The sequence below is a fragment of the Candidatus Pelagibacter sp. HTCC7211 genome (assembly GCF_000155895.1).
In the GTDB taxonomy this organism is placed as follows: Bacteria; Pseudomonadota; Alphaproteobacteria; order Pelagibacterales; family Pelagibacteraceae; genus Pelagibacter.
In genome coordinates, this window is the sequence record NZ_DS995298.1 from 14,183 (window position 1) to 33,748 (window position 19,566).

The 19,566-nt window shown below is 25.8% G+C and carries 22 protein-coding genes; 10 read left to right on the forward strand and 12 right to left on the reverse strand.

What is annotated here, in order from left to right; translation table 11 throughout:
* Positions 1 to 3: 3 nt before the first annotated feature.
* Complete coding sequence (locus PB7211_RS07795) at positions 4 to 780, forward strand: sporadic carbohydrate cluster 2OG-Fe(II) oxygenase (protein WP_198001868.1); 777 nt, start codon at positions 4 to 6, stop codon at positions 778 to 780.
* On the forward strand, positions 755 to 1,189 hold the full coding sequence (locus PB7211_RS00085) for a hypothetical protein (RefSeq protein ID WP_232208806.1): 435 nt from the start codon (positions 755 to 757) through the stop codon (positions 1,187 to 1,189). The genes PB7211_RS07795 and PB7211_RS00085 overlap by 26 nt, the downstream gene beginning before the upstream one ends.
* Position 1,190: 1 nt before the next feature.
* Here the strand turns inward: PB7211_RS00085 and PB7211_RS00090 are convergent, their stop codons facing one another.
* The 4 genes from PB7211_RS00090 to PB7211_RS07800 are packed head-to-tail and all read right to left on the reverse strand — an operon-like array spanning position 1,191 to position 5,231.
* Positions 1,191 to 2,402 (reverse strand): TIGR04372 family glycosyltransferase, encoded by a 1,212-nt coding sequence (locus PB7211_RS00090; protein WP_008544371.1) that lies wholly within the window; start codon positions 2,400 to 2,402, stop codon positions 1,191 to 1,193.
* Positions 2,402 to 3,085, reverse strand: coding sequence for a nucleotidyltransferase family protein (locus tag PB7211_RS00095; protein ID WP_034398608.1), 684 nt, complete (start codon positions 3,083 to 3,085; stop codon positions 2,402 to 2,404). The genes PB7211_RS00090 and PB7211_RS00095 overlap by 1 nt, the downstream gene beginning before the upstream one ends.
* Entirely contained in the window at positions 3,082 to 4,521 is a 1,440-nt protein-coding gene (locus PB7211_RS00100) for a PfkB family carbohydrate kinase (protein WP_034398612.1), read from the reverse strand. Before PB7211_RS00100 ends, PB7211_RS00095 begins: the two co-directional genes overlap by 4 nt.
* On the reverse strand, positions 4,515 to 5,231 hold the full coding sequence (locus PB7211_RS07800; protein WP_008544751.1) for an SDR family NAD(P)-dependent oxidoreductase: 717 nt from the start codon (positions 5,229 to 5,231) through the stop codon (positions 4,515 to 4,517). Before PB7211_RS07800 ends, PB7211_RS00100 begins: the two co-directional genes overlap by 7 nt.
* Before the next feature lie 67 nt (positions 5,232 to 5,298).
* Here PB7211_RS07800 and PB7211_RS00110 point away from each other — a divergent pair, with 67 nt between their 5' ends.
* Genes PB7211_RS00110 through PB7211_RS00120 form a run of 3 tightly spaced genes read left to right on the forward strand, consistent with a single transcriptional unit; the run spans position 5,299 to position 8,589 of the window.
* Positions 5,299 to 6,171 (forward strand): NAD-dependent epimerase/dehydratase family protein, encoded by an 873-nt coding sequence (locus PB7211_RS00110; RefSeq protein ID WP_008544404.1) that lies wholly within the window; start codon positions 5,299 to 5,301, stop codon positions 6,169 to 6,171.
* Complete coding sequence (locus tag PB7211_RS07805) at positions 6,152 to 7,336, forward strand: methyltransferase domain-containing protein (RefSeq protein WP_008544967.1); 1,185 nt, start codon at positions 6,152 to 6,154, stop codon at positions 7,334 to 7,336. The genes PB7211_RS00110 and PB7211_RS07805 overlap by 20 nt, the downstream gene beginning before the upstream one ends.
* A gap of 8 nt (positions 7,337 to 7,344) precedes the next feature.
* Positions 7,345 to 8,589 carry a class I SAM-dependent methyltransferase gene (locus tag PB7211_RS00120; protein ID WP_008544709.1) on the forward strand — a complete coding sequence of 415 codons (1,245 nt, stop codon included), beginning with the start codon at positions 7,345 to 7,347 and terminating at the stop codon, positions 8,587 to 8,589.
* Between the two features lie 4 nt (positions 8,590 to 8,593).
* Here PB7211_RS00120 and PB7211_RS07810 read toward each other — a convergent pair whose 3' ends face one another.
* The 7 genes from PB7211_RS07810 to PB7211_RS00155 are packed head-to-tail and all read right to left on the reverse strand — an operon-like array spanning position 8,594 to position 14,056.
* Positions 8,594 to 9,529: an NUDIX domain-containing protein gene (locus PB7211_RS07810; protein ID WP_008544175.1), complete on the reverse strand. Its 936-nt coding sequence runs from the start codon at positions 9,527 to 9,529 to the stop codon at positions 8,594 to 8,596.
* Positions 9,507 to 10,172 (reverse strand): class I SAM-dependent methyltransferase, encoded by a 666-nt coding sequence (locus tag PB7211_RS00130; protein WP_008544602.1) that lies wholly within the window; start codon positions 10,170 to 10,172, stop codon positions 9,507 to 9,509. The genes PB7211_RS07810 and PB7211_RS00130 overlap by 23 nt, the downstream gene beginning before the upstream one ends.
* 4 nt (positions 10,173 to 10,176) lie before the next feature.
* Entirely contained in the window at positions 10,177 to 10,569 is a 393-nt protein-coding gene (locus PB7211_RS00135) for an LIC12192 family sporadic carbohydrate cluster protein (RefSeq protein ID WP_034398615.1), read from the reverse strand.
* Complete coding sequence (locus PB7211_RS00140) at positions 10,566 to 11,354, reverse strand: sporadic carbohydrate cluster 2OG-Fe(II) oxygenase (protein WP_034399193.1); 789 nt, start codon at positions 11,352 to 11,354, stop codon at positions 10,566 to 10,568. Before PB7211_RS00140 ends, PB7211_RS00135 begins: the two co-directional genes overlap by 4 nt.
* A gap of 1 nt (position 11,355) precedes the next feature.
* Positions 11,356 to 12,291, reverse strand: a complete 936-nt coding sequence (locus PB7211_RS00145; protein WP_008544593.1) for a transketolase family protein — start codon at positions 12,289 to 12,291, stop codon at positions 11,356 to 11,358.
* Entirely contained in the window at positions 12,288 to 13,061 is a 774-nt protein-coding gene (locus tag PB7211_RS00150) for a 1-deoxy-D-xylulose-5-phosphate synthase N-terminal domain-containing protein (protein WP_008544264.1), read from the reverse strand. The genes PB7211_RS00145 and PB7211_RS00150 overlap by 4 nt, the downstream gene beginning before the upstream one ends.
* Before the next feature lie 5 nt (positions 13,062 to 13,066).
* Positions 13,067 to 14,056 (reverse strand): SDR family oxidoreductase, encoded by a 990-nt coding sequence (locus tag PB7211_RS00155; RefSeq protein WP_008544091.1) that lies wholly within the window; start codon positions 14,054 to 14,056, stop codon positions 13,067 to 13,069.
* 179 nt (positions 14,057 to 14,235) lie between these two features.
* On the opposite strand from PB7211_RS00155, the gene PB7211_RS00160 reads away from it, so the two are divergent.
* From PB7211_RS00160 to PB7211_RS00165, 3 genes are read left to right on the forward strand one after another with little or no spacing between them, the layout of a single operon-like run.
* Positions 14,236 to 14,625, forward strand: a complete 390-nt coding sequence (locus PB7211_RS00160) for an SxtJ family membrane protein (protein WP_008545278.1) — start codon at positions 14,236 to 14,238, stop codon at positions 14,623 to 14,625.
* 2 nt (positions 14,626 to 14,627) lie between these two features.
* Positions 14,628 to 14,777: a DUF5989 family protein gene (locus PB7211_RS08035; RefSeq protein ID WP_008544618.1), complete on the forward strand. Its 150-nt coding sequence runs from the start codon at positions 14,628 to 14,630 to the stop codon at positions 14,775 to 14,777.
* Positions 14,777 to 16,615, forward strand: a complete 1,839-nt coding sequence (locus PB7211_RS00165; RefSeq protein WP_008545186.1) for a carbamoyltransferase family protein — start codon at positions 14,777 to 14,779, stop codon at positions 16,613 to 16,615. Before PB7211_RS08035 ends, PB7211_RS00165 begins: the two co-directional genes overlap by 1 nt.
* Before the next feature lie 22 nt (positions 16,616 to 16,637).
* Here PB7211_RS00165 and PB7211_RS00170 read toward each other — a convergent pair whose 3' ends face one another.
* A complete protein-coding gene (locus PB7211_RS00170; protein WP_008544260.1) occupies positions 16,638 to 17,621 on the reverse strand; it encodes a GDP-mannose 4,6-dehydratase in 984 nt (327 codons plus the stop codon).
* 154 nt (positions 17,622 to 17,775) lie between these two features.
* Between PB7211_RS00170 and PB7211_RS00175 the strand changes: the two genes are divergently transcribed.
* Both PB7211_RS00175 and PB7211_RS00180 read left to right on the forward strand, forming a co-directional pair.
* Positions 17,776 to 18,012 carry a hypothetical protein gene (locus PB7211_RS00175; RefSeq protein ID WP_008544469.1) on the forward strand — a complete coding sequence of 79 codons (237 nt, stop codon included), beginning with the start codon at positions 17,776 to 17,778 and terminating at the stop codon, positions 18,010 to 18,012.
* 105 nt (positions 18,013 to 18,117) lie between these two features.
* Positions 18,118 to 19,554, forward strand: a complete 1,437-nt coding sequence (locus PB7211_RS00180) for an AMP-binding protein (RefSeq protein WP_008545946.1) — start codon at positions 18,118 to 18,120, stop codon at positions 19,552 to 19,554.
* Positions 19,555 to 19,566 lie beyond the last annotated feature (12 nt).

Consider the following 19,566-nt stretch of genomic DNA (forward strand, 5'->3'; position numbering starts at 1 on the left):
AAAATGACTAATAAATCAAAACTATCTTTTCATAATGGATTTGAAATCTATGAATCAAATAATATCAAATTATTAACTAAATTAAGAACTGATATTTATTTTGAGATGAAAAAAATCTTTAAGTTAAGTGAAAAAAATCCTGAGAAAGGATTAAATCATTTTCATAAAGCTGTAGGCAACTTATCTAGTAAGGATCTTAATGCAAAAAGAAAAAAATTAATTAATACAGTAACAAAAAAAATTAATTTTGGAGAAATTATTTTTAAAGCATTTGAAAAGTATCTAGTTAATAATTTAGGTCCAGATATAATTGTTCAGAAAAACTGTAATATTGTAATCCAAATGCCAAATGATCCAAATCCATCTGAGATCCATAGAGATGCACCTCTAAACTCGGCATATGAAATTGTAGCATGGATACCTCTTGTAGATTGCTATAAATCTAAAGCAATGTATATTCTGGATTACCCTTCAACCAAAAAAGCATTAAAATTTTTAAAAAAAAATACTAAAGATTGGAAAAAGTTTGAAATTTATAGCAAAAAAATAAAATCAAATCCTGAAGTAAAATTTGGACAGGGACTGTTTTTTTCTTCATGTCTAATTCATGGATCTGACATTAATGTAGAAAAAGAAACAAGAATTAGTTTAAATATAAGATTTAAATCATTATTCTCACCGGCTGGTAAAAAAAATCAGCTTCAATACTTTAAATCTTTAAAACTTAGTAATATTTCAAATATTGGAATAGATTTTGAATCCGGTAACTTATTTGATTAAATCATTTTATTGTTGTATTGACAGTCTTCTTCCGGCAACACAGCCAGAGCAACATATAATCTGTGAAAAAATAGCTAGCTTAAATAATGGAAAAATAATATTTTATGGAGCAGAAGATGTTTTGGTTACTAAGTACCAACCATTTATTTATGAAAAGTTACGCAGGACACCTAAAATTGATGGTGTTATCTTCTTTACAATAGATCAGTTTTGTTATGAAAATTCTTTTAATATCGATTTAATTCGAAAAATAATTGAATTAAAAATAAGTATACACTTTGCTAGAGAAAATATTTCATATTTTAATTTAAAAGAAGTTAAAAACGATTTACCACAAATATATTCTTATTTTTATTCATTTAATAGAGCTAGAAGAAAATATGCAAGTAATATAAAAAAAATATTATAATTTAGTTTAACCACCATTGATTTTTTTTCAAAAAATCACTACCAATTCTTCCTTTAATTTCCCCATGATATAATTTTGAATTAAATATTTTTTTACTTGGAAAAATTTTGATAAATTTTTCATTCAATTTATCACCTTCTTTGTCTTTCCATTCTTTTATATTTCTTTTTGCAGCTTCAATAGCCAATTTTTCTATCTCGTCAGCTGAATTTTGCATTAATTCAATACCTGCATCCTTAAAGTTTTTTGATTTAAGATATACTGCCGACTCACTATTTGTTATTTCTGAAATAGTTAGTCTTCTTGATAATTTTTTACTATAGTAGTGACAGGGTATTGATAACAAACTTGAACATTCCATTCTTAAATCAAATAATGGCGCTATATTAACATAAATGTTTGGTTTTCGAAACATGAGGGTAATGCCATCAAATCCTGTTCCTGTTGTTAAACAGAATTCACATTGTGAGCCTAAATAAATATCCATAAAGTCAGTTCTTAAATTATTATACGCGTAGTCAATTATCATTTTATTATTTGTATCAATTGGTTTTTTTACAACAGCACCCATCCTTATCACGTAATATCCTAGTTTAGTTAATGCCTCACAAGCATTTACAAAATCATTTATATCTGCATCACGATAATCATGAATGCTTATTTTTTTACCGTATAATTTTTCTAGATAAGATGAATCCCTTACGATAAGACAAACAAATTTTGCTTTTTTTGGTAATCCGATTCTTGCTCTTTCTTTTTCTCCATTAATTAAATCATAATTATTTAATTTTATGGTAGCTGGATATTGATCTAATAAATTTAATATATCTCGTTGACCACATAATGTATTTCCACATCTTAAAAACTTTAAAAATTTGAAATAACGAATTTGAAGACATAATGGCCTTAAAATAAATCTTGGAAATATTGTCAATTCCTCTCTCCAAAGTCTTTCAAGCGTTTTATTACATACATTTTTACGTCCTAAATAAAATAGATCTATTGATTTAATTTTCTTTTTTTTTTTTTCTAAAAGATATAACTCTGTATCTAATGTAAAATGCCCAATTCTATCAGACCTTAGAAAGCCAACTTTTATTTTGATAAATGGATAAATAACAATAAGAAAAAATAAAAAAGGTAATGAAAGAGGTAACGTTAAAAAAAGGTCTAATTCATATTTTAATATTCCTATAATTCTTTTATTTATCATTACTTTACTAAATTATAATTTTTAACTGTGCCTATATCTATGAATAGTTTATCAGTTTTGTATGCTGCAATTTTATTTTCCATTGAACCAAGAACTTCTTTACTAAAATCATATGACTCAGGAAATTTTTCAAAAAAAATTTTTAGAAATTCTTTAGATAATATGTAAACAGCACTATTAGCTTCATTTCCATAATTTTTATTCATCTTTTCATAAAATTTTGTGACTATGTTTTTATTATTTTTTTTGATTATTCCACAGGTTGATGGAGTATCTGTTTCAAACGTCATCATACTTAATTGACAGCTCTTAGGTCTATTTATATGAAAATTTATAAAATCTTTTAGATCATCTAAAGTATAGTTATCTGCATGTATAAAAAAACCATCTTGTTCATCAAAAAAAGAAATATTGTTTAATAAAGTTCCAGCTGTTCCTAATAATTCTTTTTCATAAACAACTTTTATTGATTTTTTATATTTTGAAGTATTTATATAATCATTAACTTTTTCACTAAGATAATGAGTATTAATTAGAAAATCACTTATGCCAGCATTTGATAATTTATCTAGCCATATTTCAAGTAATGGTATTCCTTTAATTGGCATAAGACACTTTGGAGTATTATTAGTATATGGCCTTAATCGCATACCTTTGCCAGCACACAATAATATTGCCTTCATATGTTATTGATTTTATTTTGAATTTCTTTTGTTTTTAAAGGTATATTACCCACTCTACTTACTTGAATTCCAGCACCAACAGAACCTAAGTATGCTGCTTCAAAAATATTAGCTCCACAAGAAAGTGCAAGAGCGCTGCATACCAGAAGAGAATCTCCAGCTCCAGCAGGGTCAACTGCATTTGTATTGAATGTATTGAGCTGATCTGTAAATAGTTTATCTTGTACTTTGTTTTTAGAGTGAATTAAAAGACCTTCTTCTCCTAATTTCAGAAGTACATTGTTAGCTTTTGAAATTTCTTTAATCTTATCTGCAAGTACTACTAATCCATCTTCTCGATTTCTCAATGTTATACGGGCCTCATTTTCTGTGGGTGTAATCAAGTCCATATTTCTAAATCTACTAATATCACCAAATTGTGATGACGACTGACTATCTGCAACAATTTTTATTTTTTTAGATATTGCTAATTTAGTTATATGATCAACAACTTTTTGTGGTAACACCCCATAATTAAAATCTGAAAAAATTAATAAATTTGAACTTTCTAATTGTTTTTCAATTTTACTAATAAGAATATTTATAAATTTATCACTTATTGAGTTTTGTTTAAGATGGCTTACTTTAAGTAAGGTCTTATTTTTGTTTCGAAATCTCTTTTTTAATGTTGTTATACGATTATAATCGACAATAATATTGCTATGTACGCCTTGTCTAGATAAAGTTTTTTCAGCAAAATTTTTATTTTCATCATCACCTGACACAGTAAAAATACTGGATGAAGCACCTAGACCAGCTGCATGAGCAGCAACTATACCTGCTCCACCTATATATTTTGAGCTATCTACTGGAGTAACAACAAGAGAAGGGTCTTCTTGAGACATACCAAGTGTTTCACAGTTAATATATTCATCTATTATAAGATCTCCTATCACACTTACTTTAACACTTGAAAAAGTATTCAGTAAATTTGTTAATCTTTCAACCTTAATATTGTGTCTTTTGAGGTAATCATGATGCATTAAAAAGTCCTCGTTTGAGTCATTTTTAATTTCTTTTCTAATCAAATCCATAGAAGATAATAAATTTTCACCTGAGCCAAATAGTAGTTGACCGTTAAACTCTTCTAAAATTTCTTTCTCAACATTAAATTTTTGTTCGTGTTCTTTTCCTTTTACAATAATATCTGGCTTTAATTTTTTGATGAAATCTTCAATTGGCTCATCAATAATCACTGCTTTATCAACTAAGTTATTTGAAGAAATCCCCTCTAGTCTTAAATTTTCATTTATATAAGCAGCCTTCCCAGCATTTCTATCAGATAAAACTCCAACAATAAGTTTTCCGTTCATATCCTTGGCAAATCTAAGAAGTCTTATGTGGCCGGGGTGTAAGACATTAAAAGCACCTGAAATAAAAATTGTTTTATTCACCACTTTAACTCTTTTCCATCATAGTTAAGAAACTTACCATTATGTTTGCGATCGAGTTTAAAAATAAGTTCATAAATTTTTTTTGTTGAATATGCAACGGATAAATCAGCTGCAAATCCTCCTGATTTAGTTCTAACCCATCCTGGGTGTAGAGCAACAATTATCATATTTGTTTTAGATAAGTCATAAGAAATACTTTTTATGGCTGAATTCAAAGCACTTTTTGATATTCTATAAATCATATTCCCACCAACTTTATTATGTGCCATTTGTCCTCTCAAACTTATACTTCCAGCTAAACTCGAAAAAAAAATTGCTCTACATTCTTTTTTTAAAATTTTTTTTTGTAATAAAAGTTCAAAAAGTATAACTGGGTTTATACAATTTATTTTCAAATAAGATTCAAATTGTTTTGAGGACAAACCTTTTAAAAAAACTGTTTTATCTTGTATGTTAGATGATCTATTGTTTGAACCAGTTTGTGCAGCAATTAATAAAATATAATCAATTTTTATTTCTTTTAATGCTAACCATTTCACAAATTTTTTAACTTCTTTTAATCGACTCATATCTAATTTGTAGACGTTTTTATTATTTAATTTTGGTTTAGAGTATCTATAAGTTGCTATTACGTTATGTGTTTTTTTATATATATTAAGAAGTTTTTTACCGATACCCGATCCACCTCCAATAATTAATATATTTTTTTTCATGTATTTTATTCTTTAAATAAATATTAATTGCATATATTTCATATTATTCAGTATATTTAAATATATTATGCATATATCTTTATTTGGCCACACGGGTTTTTTTGGTAGCGAAATATATAAATATCTTAAAACAAAAAAAAAAATTAGTAGTTTGTCTACTTTTTCCTCTCAAGAATTTGATTTATCAAAAAAAAAAGCTGTTAGGAGTCTCTCAAAAAGATACCAAAAAGATTGTACTATTATTTTTTGTTCTGGAATAAAAAAACAATACGGTGATAATTTAAACATTTTTGATTTAAATATAAAAATAATCACTAACTTTGCAAAATCTCTAAATACAAATGTTAAGAAAATAATTTACTTTAGCTCAGCCTCCGTTTACGGAGAAGATAAATTACATAAAAAAAGAATAAATGAAAATACTGAACTAAACCTCAAAAGTTATTATGGTTTGAGTAAATTTATTTCTGAAAGAATTTTAGAAAAAACTGCAAAAGAACTTGGTATTAAATTAATAATTTTTAGAATACCGCTTGTATATGGTGTTGGAGATAGTACAAAAGGATACGGGCCCTCAGATTTTATAAATAGTTTTATTGACAGTAGACCAATCACTCTCTGGGGAAAAGGAGATGAATACAGAGAATTTATATATATTTCAGATATCGTAGAATTAACTTATAAATTTTTAAATAATAAGTCCGAAGGAATATTTAATATAGTCTCTGGCAAAAGTTATACATTTTTTACAATTATTAAAATTTTAAATAAAATATTTTCAAAAAAATATAAGATTAACTATAAAAGAAGATCAAAAAAGAAAGTAGATCATAAATTTGATAATAAAAAAATATTAAAGTTCTCACATGGATACAAATTTCATACATTGGAAGAAGGTATTGTTAAATTTTTAAAATCTTATGAAAAAAAAAATAAATAGATATAACGAAATTATAAATCTTGGATTACAACCTGTTTCTAATAGATATAATAAATCTCCAAATAAAGAATGCTTAAAAACAGATTTGATTTTAGAACAATCAAGTGAAACTGGAATTATTAAACTAAAAAATAGTAGAAATCCTATTATCTACAAACCATTAGTTAAATGGATTAAATATAATGAGCCAGAACCTCATCTTGATCAATTTGTTAACACTATATTAAAGAAATATTTTAATAATAAAAAAATAATTGTAGGTGGCATATCCTCAAAAGATGATTCTACGCTTAATCGATTTTTGAAGCTTGGTCATAAAATTTGGAGAATAGATGAAAAAAAAGATCTTAAAATAAGTTATGGATCTGGGATTGAAACTATTCAGCACTATTTGGCAAAGAATAGACTTATTCATCTCAATAAAAAGTATGACAAGGTAGATTTTTTAGTCGTAAGACATATTTGGGAACATGTTTATAATCAAAAAGAATTCAGCGACGTATTAAAAGGTTTGATCAAAAAAGATGGTATAATATTTATTGAAATTCCTGATTGCCGTAAATTACTAAAAAGTAAAGATATAACAATGATTTGGGAAGAGCATCTCTTTTATTATACTTCACAAACTATCATAACTTCTTTGAGACAAAATGGTTTAAGAGTAATAAGTAAAAAAATAATAAGCTATCCTACTGAAAACAGTATTTTATTATGTGTTAAACCGTATAAAAAAAAGAGAAGCTTAATTTCAAATCTTCATAATTTAAAAAAAGAGATAAGTCTTGGTGTCAATTATGGAAAACAATATCAAAAAAATAAAAAATATTTAAATAAACTCTTTTCAGTAATAACTAAAAAGAAAAAAGAGATTGTGTTATTTGGTGGTGGACATCTTTCATTAGCATTCATCGCATTTTATGATATTTATAAGTATATAAGTTTTATTGTTGATGATGATGTAAACAAGAAAGGAATGTTTATGCCAGGTAGCTCGATTCAAATAAAATCATCGAATGAACTTACCAATAAACAAAATATACTTTTACTACTTACAGTTAACTTAACCAGTGAAAAAAAATTAATAAAATTAATTAAAAAAAAATATGGTAACATTAAAATTAAATCAATATTTCCTCTCAGTACATATTCAATTTTTAAGAAATAAATTTTAAAATGATAAATTTTAAAGAGATCTTGAAAGATAATAAATGTGATATATGTGGTTCAAAATCTATCAAACCGGCATTAAGCTTTAGCCCTTCTCCCTTAGGTGACATTTATCTACCATCAGATAAAAAACACTTATCTAACAAGTTGTATCCATTAGACTTATATAATTGTGCTAAGTGTGGTTATTTATCTTTAATAGATAAAGTAAATCCAAAATTGAGTTACACAAATTATATTTATGAGAGCAAAACAACCGTAGGTCTTTTGACTCACTATGATAAATATGCAAAAGAAATATGTAAAAAATTAAGTCTATCAGAAAAAGACAAAATACTTGATGTTGGAAGTAATGACGGGTCAATGTTAAGTTCATTTAAAAAAGAAGGACTATTTACTTTAGGTGTAGAGCCTGCTTCGGAAATAGCTAAAATTGCAAATAATAGTGGATTTAAAACTATTAATGGATATTTGAACAGTAATACAAGTTCTTATATTTTAAAAAAATATGGGACATTTAATGTAATAACTGCAAATTATGTTTTTGCTAATATACTAGATGTAAATTCTTTTGTAAAAAATATATATAAATTACTCTCAAAAAATGGGAGCTTTGTAATACAGACTGGGTACCATCCAAAACAATTTAAAAAAAATATGTTTGATTACGTGTATCATGAACATTTTTCTTATTTTTCGTTAAATACATTAATATTCTTAATGTCTAAATATAAATTAAAGCTTGTTGATGTTGAAACCAATACTAAAAAAGGTGGTTCAATTAGGGTCATTTTTTCTAAAGATCAAAAAGCAAAAAAAAATAAGAAAAAAATTGATAAAGTCATAAATTATGAAAAAAAATTAAATATAAATAGTGATAAGTATTTTATGAACTTTGAAAAAAGATTGGTTAAACTTAAAACTAAATCACAAAATGAACTTGAAAAAATAAAATTTAAAAAAAAAACAATAGTAGGTTTAGGTGCATCTCATAGTGTTTCTACTCTAACACATCATTTTAAATTAAATAGATTTTTCGATTACTTAGTAGATGATAACAAAAAGAAACATGGGCTTTATTCACCAGGTTCAAATTTAATTGTTCGTCCAGTAAAATTTGGAAAAAAAATACCTAATTACATTTATGTTCTGGCATGGCAACATCAAAAAACAATATTAAAAAAATATCAATATTTAAAAAAAAGAGGGATTAAGTTTATTATTCCATTGCCAAAGTTTAAAATTATATAAATAATTATTCCCAAATTGTATCATTGTCTTTGAAAGGTCCATTATTTACCTCTAGAAAAATGCAATAATCAGATTTACTCTCGACAATTCTAAATTCATTAGGTTTCAATCTATATGATTTTGATAATGTTTCATTTTCAAATGTTTCTGATCCTAGAATAACTTTTTTGTTTTTATCTTTATTTGAAATCTCAAGCAAACCATCAATAATATGATAACTGATTGATTCTTTATTTTGTTTTAGTGGACCAACAGAGGATGGACAGGAATGAAACATGTACATTTCATGCAAATTTGAATCATCATCTTTGTGAAGACATATTCTGCTTACTTTAATATTTCTTATTTGTGATAGAAAAAGAAAAAAATAAAGATGCTTTTTAGAAACATTAAAAATATTATTTTTAGAATAGTATACTCTCTCGTTTTTTTTAACTATATTAAGTTGATTTATTATATTTTTTTCAATTAAATTTTCATATTTTTTATTAAAATCTCTAAATTTTTTTGAAAGATAATTGCTAATTTTGAATAAATTTTCATAAATAGCTGGAACAATATCGAGATGCACTAATTCATCTATACTAAACCAGTTATATTCTATACCTTCATTAAGTTTAAATTTATTATTTTCGTCTTCTTTACTTATAAAAATTGGAAAATAATGAAGATCAATTGATTTCCACTTACTCTGAAAAATTTCGCTTTCAATTAATTTTGGAGAGTATTCAATTTCTTCAATCAATTCTCGTCTGAGAGCTTCATGAAAATTTTCTCCAACTTCAACCTCTCCCCCAAAAAAATTCCAATGAAGAGGGTATGGAATTTCAGGGTTATTATCTCTTTTTTGAAGCAGCAATTTTTTGTCTGATCTATATATTATGGCTTTAACTGCATGGAAAGATTTTTTACTGGTATTATTCAAAGTAGATAAATTCATAATCACCTTTATATCCAAAATGTTCAAATAACCATATCCATGAGTCTTTATTAAAAAAAGATTCACATGTGAGGGCCCAGCATTGTAAATTAAATTGTTCTTTTTCGTTTCTATAACTTTCGACAGCTATATATTTGTTTTTACCTACTCTCTCAATTTCTGTAATAGCAGTTTTTAAGTCAGGTATTTGAAGATTGTGCAAGGCATTTATAGATATGACTAGGTCAAATTCATTATCTTTAAAAGGAAGAGTTTTTTTCAAATTATGAATGAAAAAATTATTCTTAAATATTTCAGGAGCCTCTTTAAGAGCATGCTTAGAAATATCTATTCCAACTATATTTATTGATGGTAATTGTTTTTTTATCTCTAAAAGCAAAAATCCTTTACCACATCCTGCATCTAAAATTCTAGAATTATCTTTTAAGTTATAATCAGTTATTATTTGCTTAGCAAGACTGCTCCATCTTCCTTTTATATATTTATAGCCTCCATAACCATATCTTCTATCACCATCCCAATAATTAAATTCATATTTCTTAGCTTCAATCATACATGAAACCTTATCATCATTCATCCTTTCCAGATATTCACGTTTAGTAGATTTATGAAGTGCAGTTATATAATCTTTTAATCGTCCCATTCCTTTAAAATTTTTCCAAACAGTTAGGTAATACTTCTTTTATACTCCAAATATCTTCAATTATTTGAATATCATCTTTATTATTAAAAATCCTATTTTCTAGAGCAAAGTAAATTTTTTTTTTATTTTTAATGGCAATTTTATAAATTTTTTCTCTTTGACTAGTATCATTTGGTAATTGAAACAAACTATAAAGAATTATATCCTCTTTATTAATTTCATTAATTATTTTAAAAAGAACTTTTGATGAGTTCTTCATTGCATATTCAGTTGCACTCAATAAATACATAATATTGTTTCTTGAACAATAATCTCTAATAGCTAGGTTTTGAATGGATTGAGGAATTCGTTCACCAAGAAATTTCCTACTAAAGATATACCCTCTTGCTTTTTTCATTTAATCTTTGGCAATTTATATTTCATTGCAAATTTTGAAGCTGCTTTAAGTGAAATTGGCTCAAAAAATTCTCCTAACTTTTTGTCACCATATGGAGTAAAAATACCTTTAAATCGACAATTCATCGACCATCTTGTCTCTTTTTCCTCATTTACTAAATTTCCATGTGGTAGACATTGATTGAATATTAAAACCTGACCATAGTTTATTTTAAGCCATTTTATATCATTTTTAATTTTCGGAAAAAGCTCTGAACTATTTTTAAATTTTGAACTTTGAAGCAGATTAGTAATTTTTTTATACTTTGAGGCTGGAAGTATAAACATACTTTTTGTCTTAAAGCAGTTCACGAGAGGTAGCCATACAACTGACTCAAATGGAGAGTCTCCTGACCAGGTATCTGCGTGAACATCTAACAATGAACTTTTATCTTTAGGTAATTGAATACTGAGGTTTACTCGGTTTTGCATAACAAGTTCGTTGCCAACAATTTCATTTAAAAATGGAGAAGCAACATTATAATATTCTTTTCTAAAATTTTTATCTTTATTGACTTCCTGGATTAAACTAAGTCTAAAATTATTAAGATCATTAATTTTTATCAATTTATGAAAGTTATTTAAAATATCTTTATTTGAGTAATCTTGATTAAAATAATTTTTAATAAATTTTAAATAAAAATTTCTTATCCAATCTAAAGACCTTATATTTTGGATATCAACAATGATATATCCATCTTTAAGATATCTTTTAGACAAATAATTTTCAGACTCAGTAATGAATATGTTACTCATATTTTTTTAGAAAATTTAAAGTAGTTTTAATAATTTTTTTATCGCTTAATCCATGACTATCTAAAAGATCATCTTGAGAACCATAATTATTAATAAATTTATCTTTAAGTGAAAAATTTTGAATATTTCCAGAGTATTTATTCTCGTAGGCTAATCCTTTAACAATTTCTGAAAGACCTCCAACAATTGAATGATCTTCAATATTTACAATATATTTATATTCTTTAAAAATTTTTTTTAATCTTTTTTCATCAAATGGTTTTAATGTGCTGCAGCTATAAATTGAGCTCTTAATTCCATATTTTTTTAAAGCATCTACCGCGGTAAATGATTTTCTAATAATATTTCCATAGGTCAGAAAACAAATATCTTTACCTTCAATTATTCTTCTGATTTTACCAAACTGCCATTTTTCTTTGGAAATTTGTGTATAATTTTTTTCTCCAGATTTTCCAATTCTAAGATATGTGGGTGAATTTGACTTGTTGCAGCAATAATCAACTGCTTGTTTTAATTCGAGAGGGTCAGATGGAGCAATGATAGTCATATTTGGTATAGACCTTGCTACAGATATATCCTCCATAGTTATATGTGTACCTCCAAGTGTAGCATAAGTTGTCCCTGAACCCATTCCAACTATTGTAACTGGTAAATTTTGATAACATAAGTCATTCCTAACCATTTCAAATGGTCTATAAAGAGTGAAGTTTGCTATTGTGTATGCAAAAGATCTTTTGCCTTCTAGAGCTAGACCTGCGCACATACCTATCATGGTCATTTCTGAAACACCTACATTGATGAATCTTCGTGGATATTTTTTTTGAAAATTTAACATATTTCCAGCTATTGATATATCAGCTACCACAACGTAAATATTTTTATTTTTTATTGCATTTTGATATAATGTTTCTGCAAATATATTTCTCATAAATTATTTATTTCTTTTATCGCTTGTTTATATTCGTTTTTATTAGGTGATCTGTAATGCCATAATGCAACGTTCTTCATAAAACTGACTGGATAGCCTTTTATAGTTTTAGCAATTAATGCAAAAGGTTTTTTTCCTTTACGTGATTTAATTTTTTTGAAAATTTCCTCTGTAGAATGCCCGTTGCAGTTAGAGGACTCCCATCCAAACTCTTTAAATTTTTTTGATATAGGATATAAATTTGGGTGAGTTTCTGATGACCTTGTTGAGCTTTGAAGATCATTATTATCTATAATTAAAACAATATTTGTTAAATTTAGTGCACCTATAATAAGTGCAGACTCCCACACAGATCCTTCATGTAATTCTCCATCACTTAATAACACGAAATAAGTGCTATCTTTTTTTGCTAAAGCCATACCAGAAACCATTCCTAAACCATGACCTAATGATCCTGTTGATGCATTAATTCCTTTTTTACCAAAATCAGGATGAACACCCAAATAACCACCCCTCTGGCAATATGAATTTAATTCTTTTTTAGATATAATTTTCAAATAATATAGTAATACATATTGAATAATTCCCGCATGACCTTTTGAAAGAATAAATTTATCTCTTTTTTTTAAACAAATATTATAAATACAATCAACAATTTCTACTGATGAAAATGATCCACCTATGTGTAAAGCTTGAACTTTTTGGGATAAATTAAGAATTTCGCGTCTATGAATTTTACATCGTAATTTAGCATCAAAAAATTTTTTCATTTTTGTTATTTAAGTTGATATGACTGCATTCTTTTAATATTGAAATACATTTCATTTTCGAGAGAGTTAACTAATAACTTTTCATCAAAAGCTTTTTTAAGATCTATAACAGCATCTTGAACTGTGAATTGAGTTTTAAAATTAAGTATTTCAGTTATCTTTTTTGAGGAAATATGATAAGATCTATTATCATTTGTAGGAGTAGTTTCCAATACCACATCCTCACCAATAATTTTTTTTGTTACATTTGCTAAATCGATAACTTTTTGATTTTCAAACCCAACATTAAATATTTGATTTGATATCAAATTTTTTTTTGCATTAAGCACCAAGTAATAAGACTCAATCATATCCTTGATATGTAAATTAGGTCTTAATTGTTCACCTCCGAAAACTGTAATTTTACGTTTATGATAGGCTAAGTTTGTTAAAATATTTACAACAACATCCAACCTTTGTCTTGTTGAATAACCACATACAGTTGCAGGACGAATTGTAACAGTTGTAAAATCTTCAGTGTTATATCTTGATAGAATAGACTCACACTCAGCTTTGAATTTTGAATAATCAGTCAAAGGTTCGAGAGCCATATCCTCATGAACGTTTATTTCATTTTTAATTCCATATACAGATGATGAAGAAGCGTAAATAAATCTTTTAACATTTAATTCTCTAGCTATTTTCACCATTGGCTCAAATGCATCCAAATTTATTGATTTTCCAAGATTTGGGTTTAATTCAAAGCTTGGATCATTGGATATACATGCTAAATGAATTACAGCGTCATGACCTTTCATTGATTTTTTAACATTCTCAATATCTCTAATATCGCCTGTAACTTTTTTTATTTTTGAATTATCGGCAATGACATCCTCACCATATATCATTAGATCATAAATGGTTAGTTCATATCCCTTGGAAATCAAGAATGGAGCCAACATAGCACCAACATAACCAGCTCCACCAGTTATAAAAATTTTTTTTATTTCAGTCATACTTTCTATTTATCTCTAAAATAAAACAAAACAAGTAAAAGCTAAATAATTATACTTTTTAACACTCATGTATGGTAAATTGGTAATTTATCATAATTTACAATATAATATGGAAAGTTATTAAAAAGTATGTGGAACAATAAAAAGATTTTATAAATACTAAAATCTTCTCATATCAAATGAAACATAGCGATATTAAAATTTCATCTAATAAAAGTTTTGGAATAGTTTTTTGTGTCTTGTTTTTAATTATTTCATTATTTCCTCTACTAAATGGTGAGGGTATTAGAATTTGGTCTTTAATCATTTCTGTAGTTTTTTTAATTTTAGGTTTATTAAATTCAAAATTTTTAACACCTTTAAATAAACTTTGGTCTAATTTTGGAATTTTTCTAGGAAATTTTATTTCTCCAATTATTATGGCAATAGTTTTTTTTTCAATTGTTACACCCACCTCTATTGTAATGAAAATTTTAGGTAAAAACCTACTTAATTTAAAAAAAAAAAAGAAAAATTCATACTGGATTGAAAGATCTAAAATTAAAAGTAAAATGAAAGATCAATTTTAATTATGGATTTTATAAAAGAATTTTGGCAATTTATAAAAGTACGAAAAAAATATTGGTTATTACCAATTTTAATTGTTTTAGTTATATTTGGAGGTTTAATCGTTTTAAGTCAAGGTTCAGCTATAGCGCCTTTTATTTATACAATTTTTTAGTGAAATCTATTCTTGGTATATCAGCATTTTATCATGACAGCGCTGCGTCTATTCTTATAGATGGAAAAATAATAGCTGCTGCACAAGAAGAGAGATTTACAAGGAAAAAACATGACTCGAGTTACCCATATCATGCAATTGAATTTGTTTTAAGTTTTGCTAAAATTAAACTTAGTGAAGTTGATCAAATTATTTTCTTTGAAAAACCTTTTTTAAAATTTGAAAGATTATTGGAAACATACGTTGCTTTTGCACCAAAAGGTTTTAAATCTTTTTCTACTGCAATGCCAATATGGCTGAAAGATAAATTATTTCAAAAAAAATTACTTTTTACTAAATTAAAAAAACATGACGATAAATTTAATGATAATAAAAAAATTTATTTTTCAGAACATCATTTAAGTCATGCTGCAAGCGCCTTTTTTCCGTCTCCATTCGAAGAGGCGATAGTTTTAACTGCTGATGGTGTTGGTGAGTGGGCAACAACTACAGTTGCTATCGGTAAGGGAAATAGTCTTGAAATTAAAAAAGAAATACATTTCCCTCATTCATTAGGATTACTTTATTCAGCCTTTACTTATTATACTGGATTTAAAGTTAATAGTGGAGAATATAAACTCATGGGTCTGGCTCCTTATGGAGATCCTATTTATGAGCAAGTAATAAAGAGAAATATAATTGACATAAAGGAGGATGGGTCCTTTCATCTTGATCAGTCATATTTTAATTATGCTACTGGTTTAACAATGACGAATGAAAAGTTTAATAATTTATTTGGACGAAAAGCTAGGAACCCTAGGTATGAAGAACTTACACAATTTCATATGGATATAGCATCTTCAATTCAAAAAATAACAGAGGACATAATGATTAAACTCTGCAAATCCTTAAAAAATGAATTTAATATTTCGAACTTATGTTTAGCTGGTGGTGTTGCACTAAATTGTGTTGCTAATGGAAAAATTTTGAAAGAAAAAATTTTTGACAAAATTTGGGTTCAACCAGCTGCGGGGGATGCTGGGGGTTCATTAGGTGCAGCTTTAGCTTTATGGTATATTGAACAAAATAATCCTAGAAAAATTAATATTAAAGATGATATGCAAGGTTCTTATCTTGGACCCGAATACTCACAAAATGAAATTGAAGAGCAACTTACTAAAATTGGAGCAAAATATGAAATTATTTCAGATCAAGAATTAATAGATAAAACTGCTAATGATTTATCTCAAGATAATGCAATTGGTTGGTTTCAAGGAAGAATGGAATTTGGACCACGTGCACTAGGTGCAAGATCTATTTTAGCTAATCCTAAATCAGATCATATGCAAAAAAATTTAAATTTGAAAGTTAAATATAGAGAGAGCTTTAGACCATTTGCACCATCAGTGTTAAAAGAGGATGTATCTGAATGGTTTAATATTGATGTTGATAGTCCTTACATGCTTATGGTTTCAAATATTAATAAAGATAAGACAATTGAAATGACTAATGATCAAAAAAAGTTATTTGGCATAGACAAATTAAATGTAAAAAGATCTGTAATACCTGCAGTTACGCATGTTGATTATTCTGCGAGAATACAAACTGTTCACAGAGAAACAAATAGTAAATATTATGATTTAATTAAAAGATTCAAGGATAAAACAAATTGTCCTATTCTTATAAATACATCTTTTAACGTTAGAGGAGAACCCATTGTAAATACTGTCTTTGATGCTTTTAATTGTTTTATGGGTACGAATTTGGATAAATTAGTTATAGGCAATTGTTATCTAGATAAAAAAAATCAAAATAAAAGTTTGAAAAAAGAGTACAAAAATAAATTTGAATTAGATTAAAATTTTTTATTTATTCCATACACTAATTATTTCCTAAATATTTAAACCAATCTTTAGTTGCAACTTTAATTTTCTTAGGAGTCCACACTGGTGCACTATTCCAATAATTTATTTCATTTAAAAGATTTTTAATTCCTTGTTTGATGCTAATTTTTGGTTTCCAATTAAGTTCTTTTTTAATTTTAGTTATATTAGCACTTGTCAAATCTGGCTCTCCAGGTCTCTTTGGGATATTTATACTTTTACACCCCAGTAACTTTACAATTTCATTAACTGCTACAGGTTTTCCTGTTCCCAAGTTAAAGGTCTGAAAATTTTTTTTGATTTTTATTGCTTTATAAAATGCTTGGATTACGTCACTAATATATGTGAAGTCTCTTTTTTGTTTTCCGTCTCCAACTACTGTAAGAGGTTTATTTTTTAATTTTTGCGCTAGAAAAACACCAAACATTGCTCCATAAGTTCCTGAGGTTCTTGATCTTGTGCCATAAACGTTAAACAATCTTAAGGAAGTAACATTAACACCATATATTTTTGCATAATGTATTAAAATTTGTTCACCTAAATTTTTAGTTAAGGCATATGGATATTGAGGTTCAATACTTGCAGTTTCTAATGTTGGATAATTTTTTGGAATACCATAACAAGATGATGATGCTGAATAAATAACTTTTTTTACTTTATATTTAATACTTGCTGAAGCTATATTTTCAGTTCCAACTACGTTAGATTCAAAATATTTTTTTGGATTTTGAATACTAGGAACAATATCTGCTAGAGCAGCCAGATGGTATACTACTTGTGTATTTTCAAAATTTTCAATCCATTTACCTATTTTGGAAATGTCTGCTTTTACAAATTTTATACTATTTTTAAATGTTTTTATGTTACTTAGTCTGCCAGTACTTAAATTATCAATAATTACAATTTTATGACCTTTTTTAACTAAAAACTCTGCTAAGTGAGAGCCTATAAAACCTGCACCTCCAGTTATAATTATTTTCATATACACTCTTCTTTAATATAGAATTAATAATAAATACAATCTTAATTTAATAAAAATATTATTTTACATTTTATTTATATCGACTCTCTATTTATTTCTATAAAATTTGTAAATTTATTTGTTATTTTAAACCTAATATGTAAAGTAATTTTATATGAATAACTCTGATAAATATTCAAAAGTTTTTGAAAAAAGTTTTTCAATCAAAAAATCAAAGCTAAAAAAACTAAAGTATCAATCAATACCTCAGTGGGATTCGGTAGGACATATGCACATGATTAGTAGTCTAGAAAAAGCTTTTAAAATTTCAATTGATATGGATGATATAATAGACTTAAATTCATTTGAAAATGGTAAAAAAATCCTCAAAAAGTATAAAATTATAATTTAATTTATTAAGAAAAAAAATTATTAAATAACTTTATTTGATATTTAATAATTAACATAACAAAAAAAATTATTTAAGTTAATAAATAAAAAATAAAATTCTTTAAAAATGAGATTATTTAAATTTTTTAACAAATATAAAAACAATGTTGCAATTATTGACAATAAAAATTTAAATTTATCATACAAAGAAATTTTAATTGAAACAAATAAAATTAAAAATAAAGTAAAAAATAATTCTCTCATATTGATTATTTCTGAAAATTCTGTTGGTTCTTTGCTGGCTTATATATTTTGTATTATAAAAAACCATGTAGGTATAATTGTTGACTCAAAAACAACCCAAAAAAATATTCTTAAAATTTTCAAAAATTATCAACCAAATTATGTTTTTTTGTCTAAAGAAAAGAAGAATATGTTTAAAAAAATTTGTTTGGAGAAATATTATTTTTTTGATCAAATTTTAATGAAAAACAAACTAGATAAAAAGAAAAAATTAAATAAAAATTTATCTCTTTTATTATCTACATCAGGATCAATGGGATCAACTAAATTTGTCAAACTATCTAATAGCAACCTAAAATATAATGCAGATTCTATTATTAGTTATTTAAAAATTAATAAAAAAGATTCTACTATAACTAATTTACCTATTAGTTATAGTTATATGCTTTCAATTATAAATACACATTTTGAAGTTGGAGCATCAATTATAGTTTCTAAATATTCATTAATTGAAAAAGAATTTTGGAGAATTGTTGAAAAAAGTAAAATAACATCTTTTAATGGCGTCCCTTATACCTATGAAATGCTTACGAGTGTAGGATTAAAAAATATAAAAGTTAACACTTTAAAATACTTAACACAGGCTGGAGGCAAACTTGAAATAAGTAAATTAAAAAAAATTATACAATTTTGCAAAAAAAATAAATTGAAATTTTTTTCGATGTATGGACAAACAGAAGCCTCACCTAGAATATCTTATTTAAAACCTGAATTTTTAGAAAAAAAAATGGGAAGTATAGGAAAAGGAATACCGGGAAATAAGATCTATATAGTTGATAAATCTGGTAAAAAAATATTTAAACCTTTTAAGGAAGGAGAAGTAGTTTGTAATGGAAAAAATGTATTTATGGGATATTCAAAAAATTATAGTGATTTAAAGAAAGCTAATGAGGAAAATTATAAGTTAAAAACTGGGGATTTAGGATATTTTGACAAAGATGGTTTTTTTTATCTCACAAGTAGAATTAATAGAATTGCTAAAATTTTTGGAAATAGAATTGATTTAGGTACTTTAGAAATTTTAATGAGTCAAAAAGGATATAAGGTTGTATGCATAAGTGATAATAAGAACATATTTGTTTATATTGAAAAAAAATATAATAAAAAAAAAGTGCTTAATTCTATTTCAAAAATAACAAATCTTAATTTGAGCTCTTTTAAATTGATTAAATTAAAATCTTTTCCAAGAACCATAAATAACAAAATAAGTTATAGTAAATTAAAAAAGAAAAATAATCTGTATGAAATTAAATTACACTAAAATCCAGAATTT

What these genes read in the sequence shown, in the direction of transcription:
- PB7211_RS07795 (WP_198001868.1), top strand. Translation starts at nt 4, where the DNA reads ATGACTAATAAATCAAAACTATCTTTTCATAATGGATTTGAAATCTAT.
- PB7211_RS00090 (WP_008544371.1), bottom strand. Translation starts at nt 2,402, where the DNA reads ATGATAAATAAAAGAATTATAGGAATATTAAAATATGAATTAGACCTT.
- PB7211_RS00095 (WP_034398608.1), bottom strand. Translation starts at nt 3,085, where the DNA reads ATGAAGGCAATATTATTGTGTGCTGGCAAAGGTATGCGATTAAGGCCA.
- PB7211_RS07800 (WP_008544751.1), bottom strand. Translation starts at nt 5,231, where the DNA reads ATGAAAAAAAATATATTAATTATTGGAGGTGGATCGGGTATCGGTAAA.
- PB7211_RS00110 (WP_008544404.1), top strand. Translation starts at nt 5,299, where the DNA reads ATGCATATATCTTTATTTGGCCACACGGGTTTTTTTGGTAGCGAAATA.
- PB7211_RS07805 (WP_008544967.1), top strand. Translation starts at nt 6,152, where the DNA reads ATGAAAAAAAAAATAAATAGATATAACGAAATTATAAATCTTGGATTA.
- PB7211_RS00120 (WP_008544709.1), top strand. Translation starts at nt 7,345, where the DNA reads ATGATAAATTTTAAAGAGATCTTGAAAGATAATAAATGTGATATATGT.
- PB7211_RS07810 (WP_008544175.1), bottom strand. Translation starts at nt 9,529, where the DNA reads ATGAATTTATCTACTTTGAATAATACCAGTAAAAAATCTTTCCATGCA.
- PB7211_RS00130 (WP_008544602.1), bottom strand. Translation starts at nt 10,172, where the DNA reads ATGGGACGATTAAAAGATTATATAACTGCACTTCATAAATCTACTAAA.
- PB7211_RS00135 (WP_034398615.1), bottom strand. Translation starts at nt 10,569, where the DNA reads ATGAAAAAAGCAAGAGGGTATATCTTTAGTAGGAAATTTCTTGGTGAA.
- PB7211_RS00145 (WP_008544593.1), bottom strand. Translation starts at nt 12,291, where the DNA reads ATGAGAAATATATTTGCAGAAACATTATATCAAAATGCAATAAAAAAT.
- PB7211_RS00150 (WP_008544264.1), bottom strand. Translation starts at nt 13,061, where the DNA reads ATGAAAAAATTTTTTGATGCTAAATTACGATGTAAAATTCATAGACGC.
- PB7211_RS00155 (WP_008544091.1), bottom strand. Translation starts at nt 14,056, where the DNA reads ATGACTGAAATAAAAAAAATTTTTATAACTGGTGGAGCTGGTTATGTT.
- PB7211_RS00160 (WP_008545278.1), top strand. Translation starts at nt 14,236, where the DNA reads ATGAAACATAGCGATATTAAAATTTCATCTAATAAAAGTTTTGGAATA.
- PB7211_RS08035 (WP_008544618.1), top strand. Translation starts at nt 14,628, where the DNA reads ATGGATTTTATAAAAGAATTTTGGCAATTTATAAAAGTACGAAAAAAA.
- PB7211_RS00170 (WP_008544260.1), bottom strand. Translation starts at nt 17,621, where the DNA reads ATGAAAATAATTATAACTGGAGGTGCAGGTTTTATAGGCTCTCACTTA.
- PB7211_RS00175 (WP_008544469.1), top strand. Translation starts at nt 17,776, where the DNA reads ATGAATAACTCTGATAAATATTCAAAAGTTTTTGAAAAAAGTTTTTCA.
- PB7211_RS00180 (WP_008545946.1), top strand. Translation starts at nt 18,118, where the DNA reads ATGAGATTATTTAAATTTTTTAACAAATATAAAAACAATGTTGCAATT.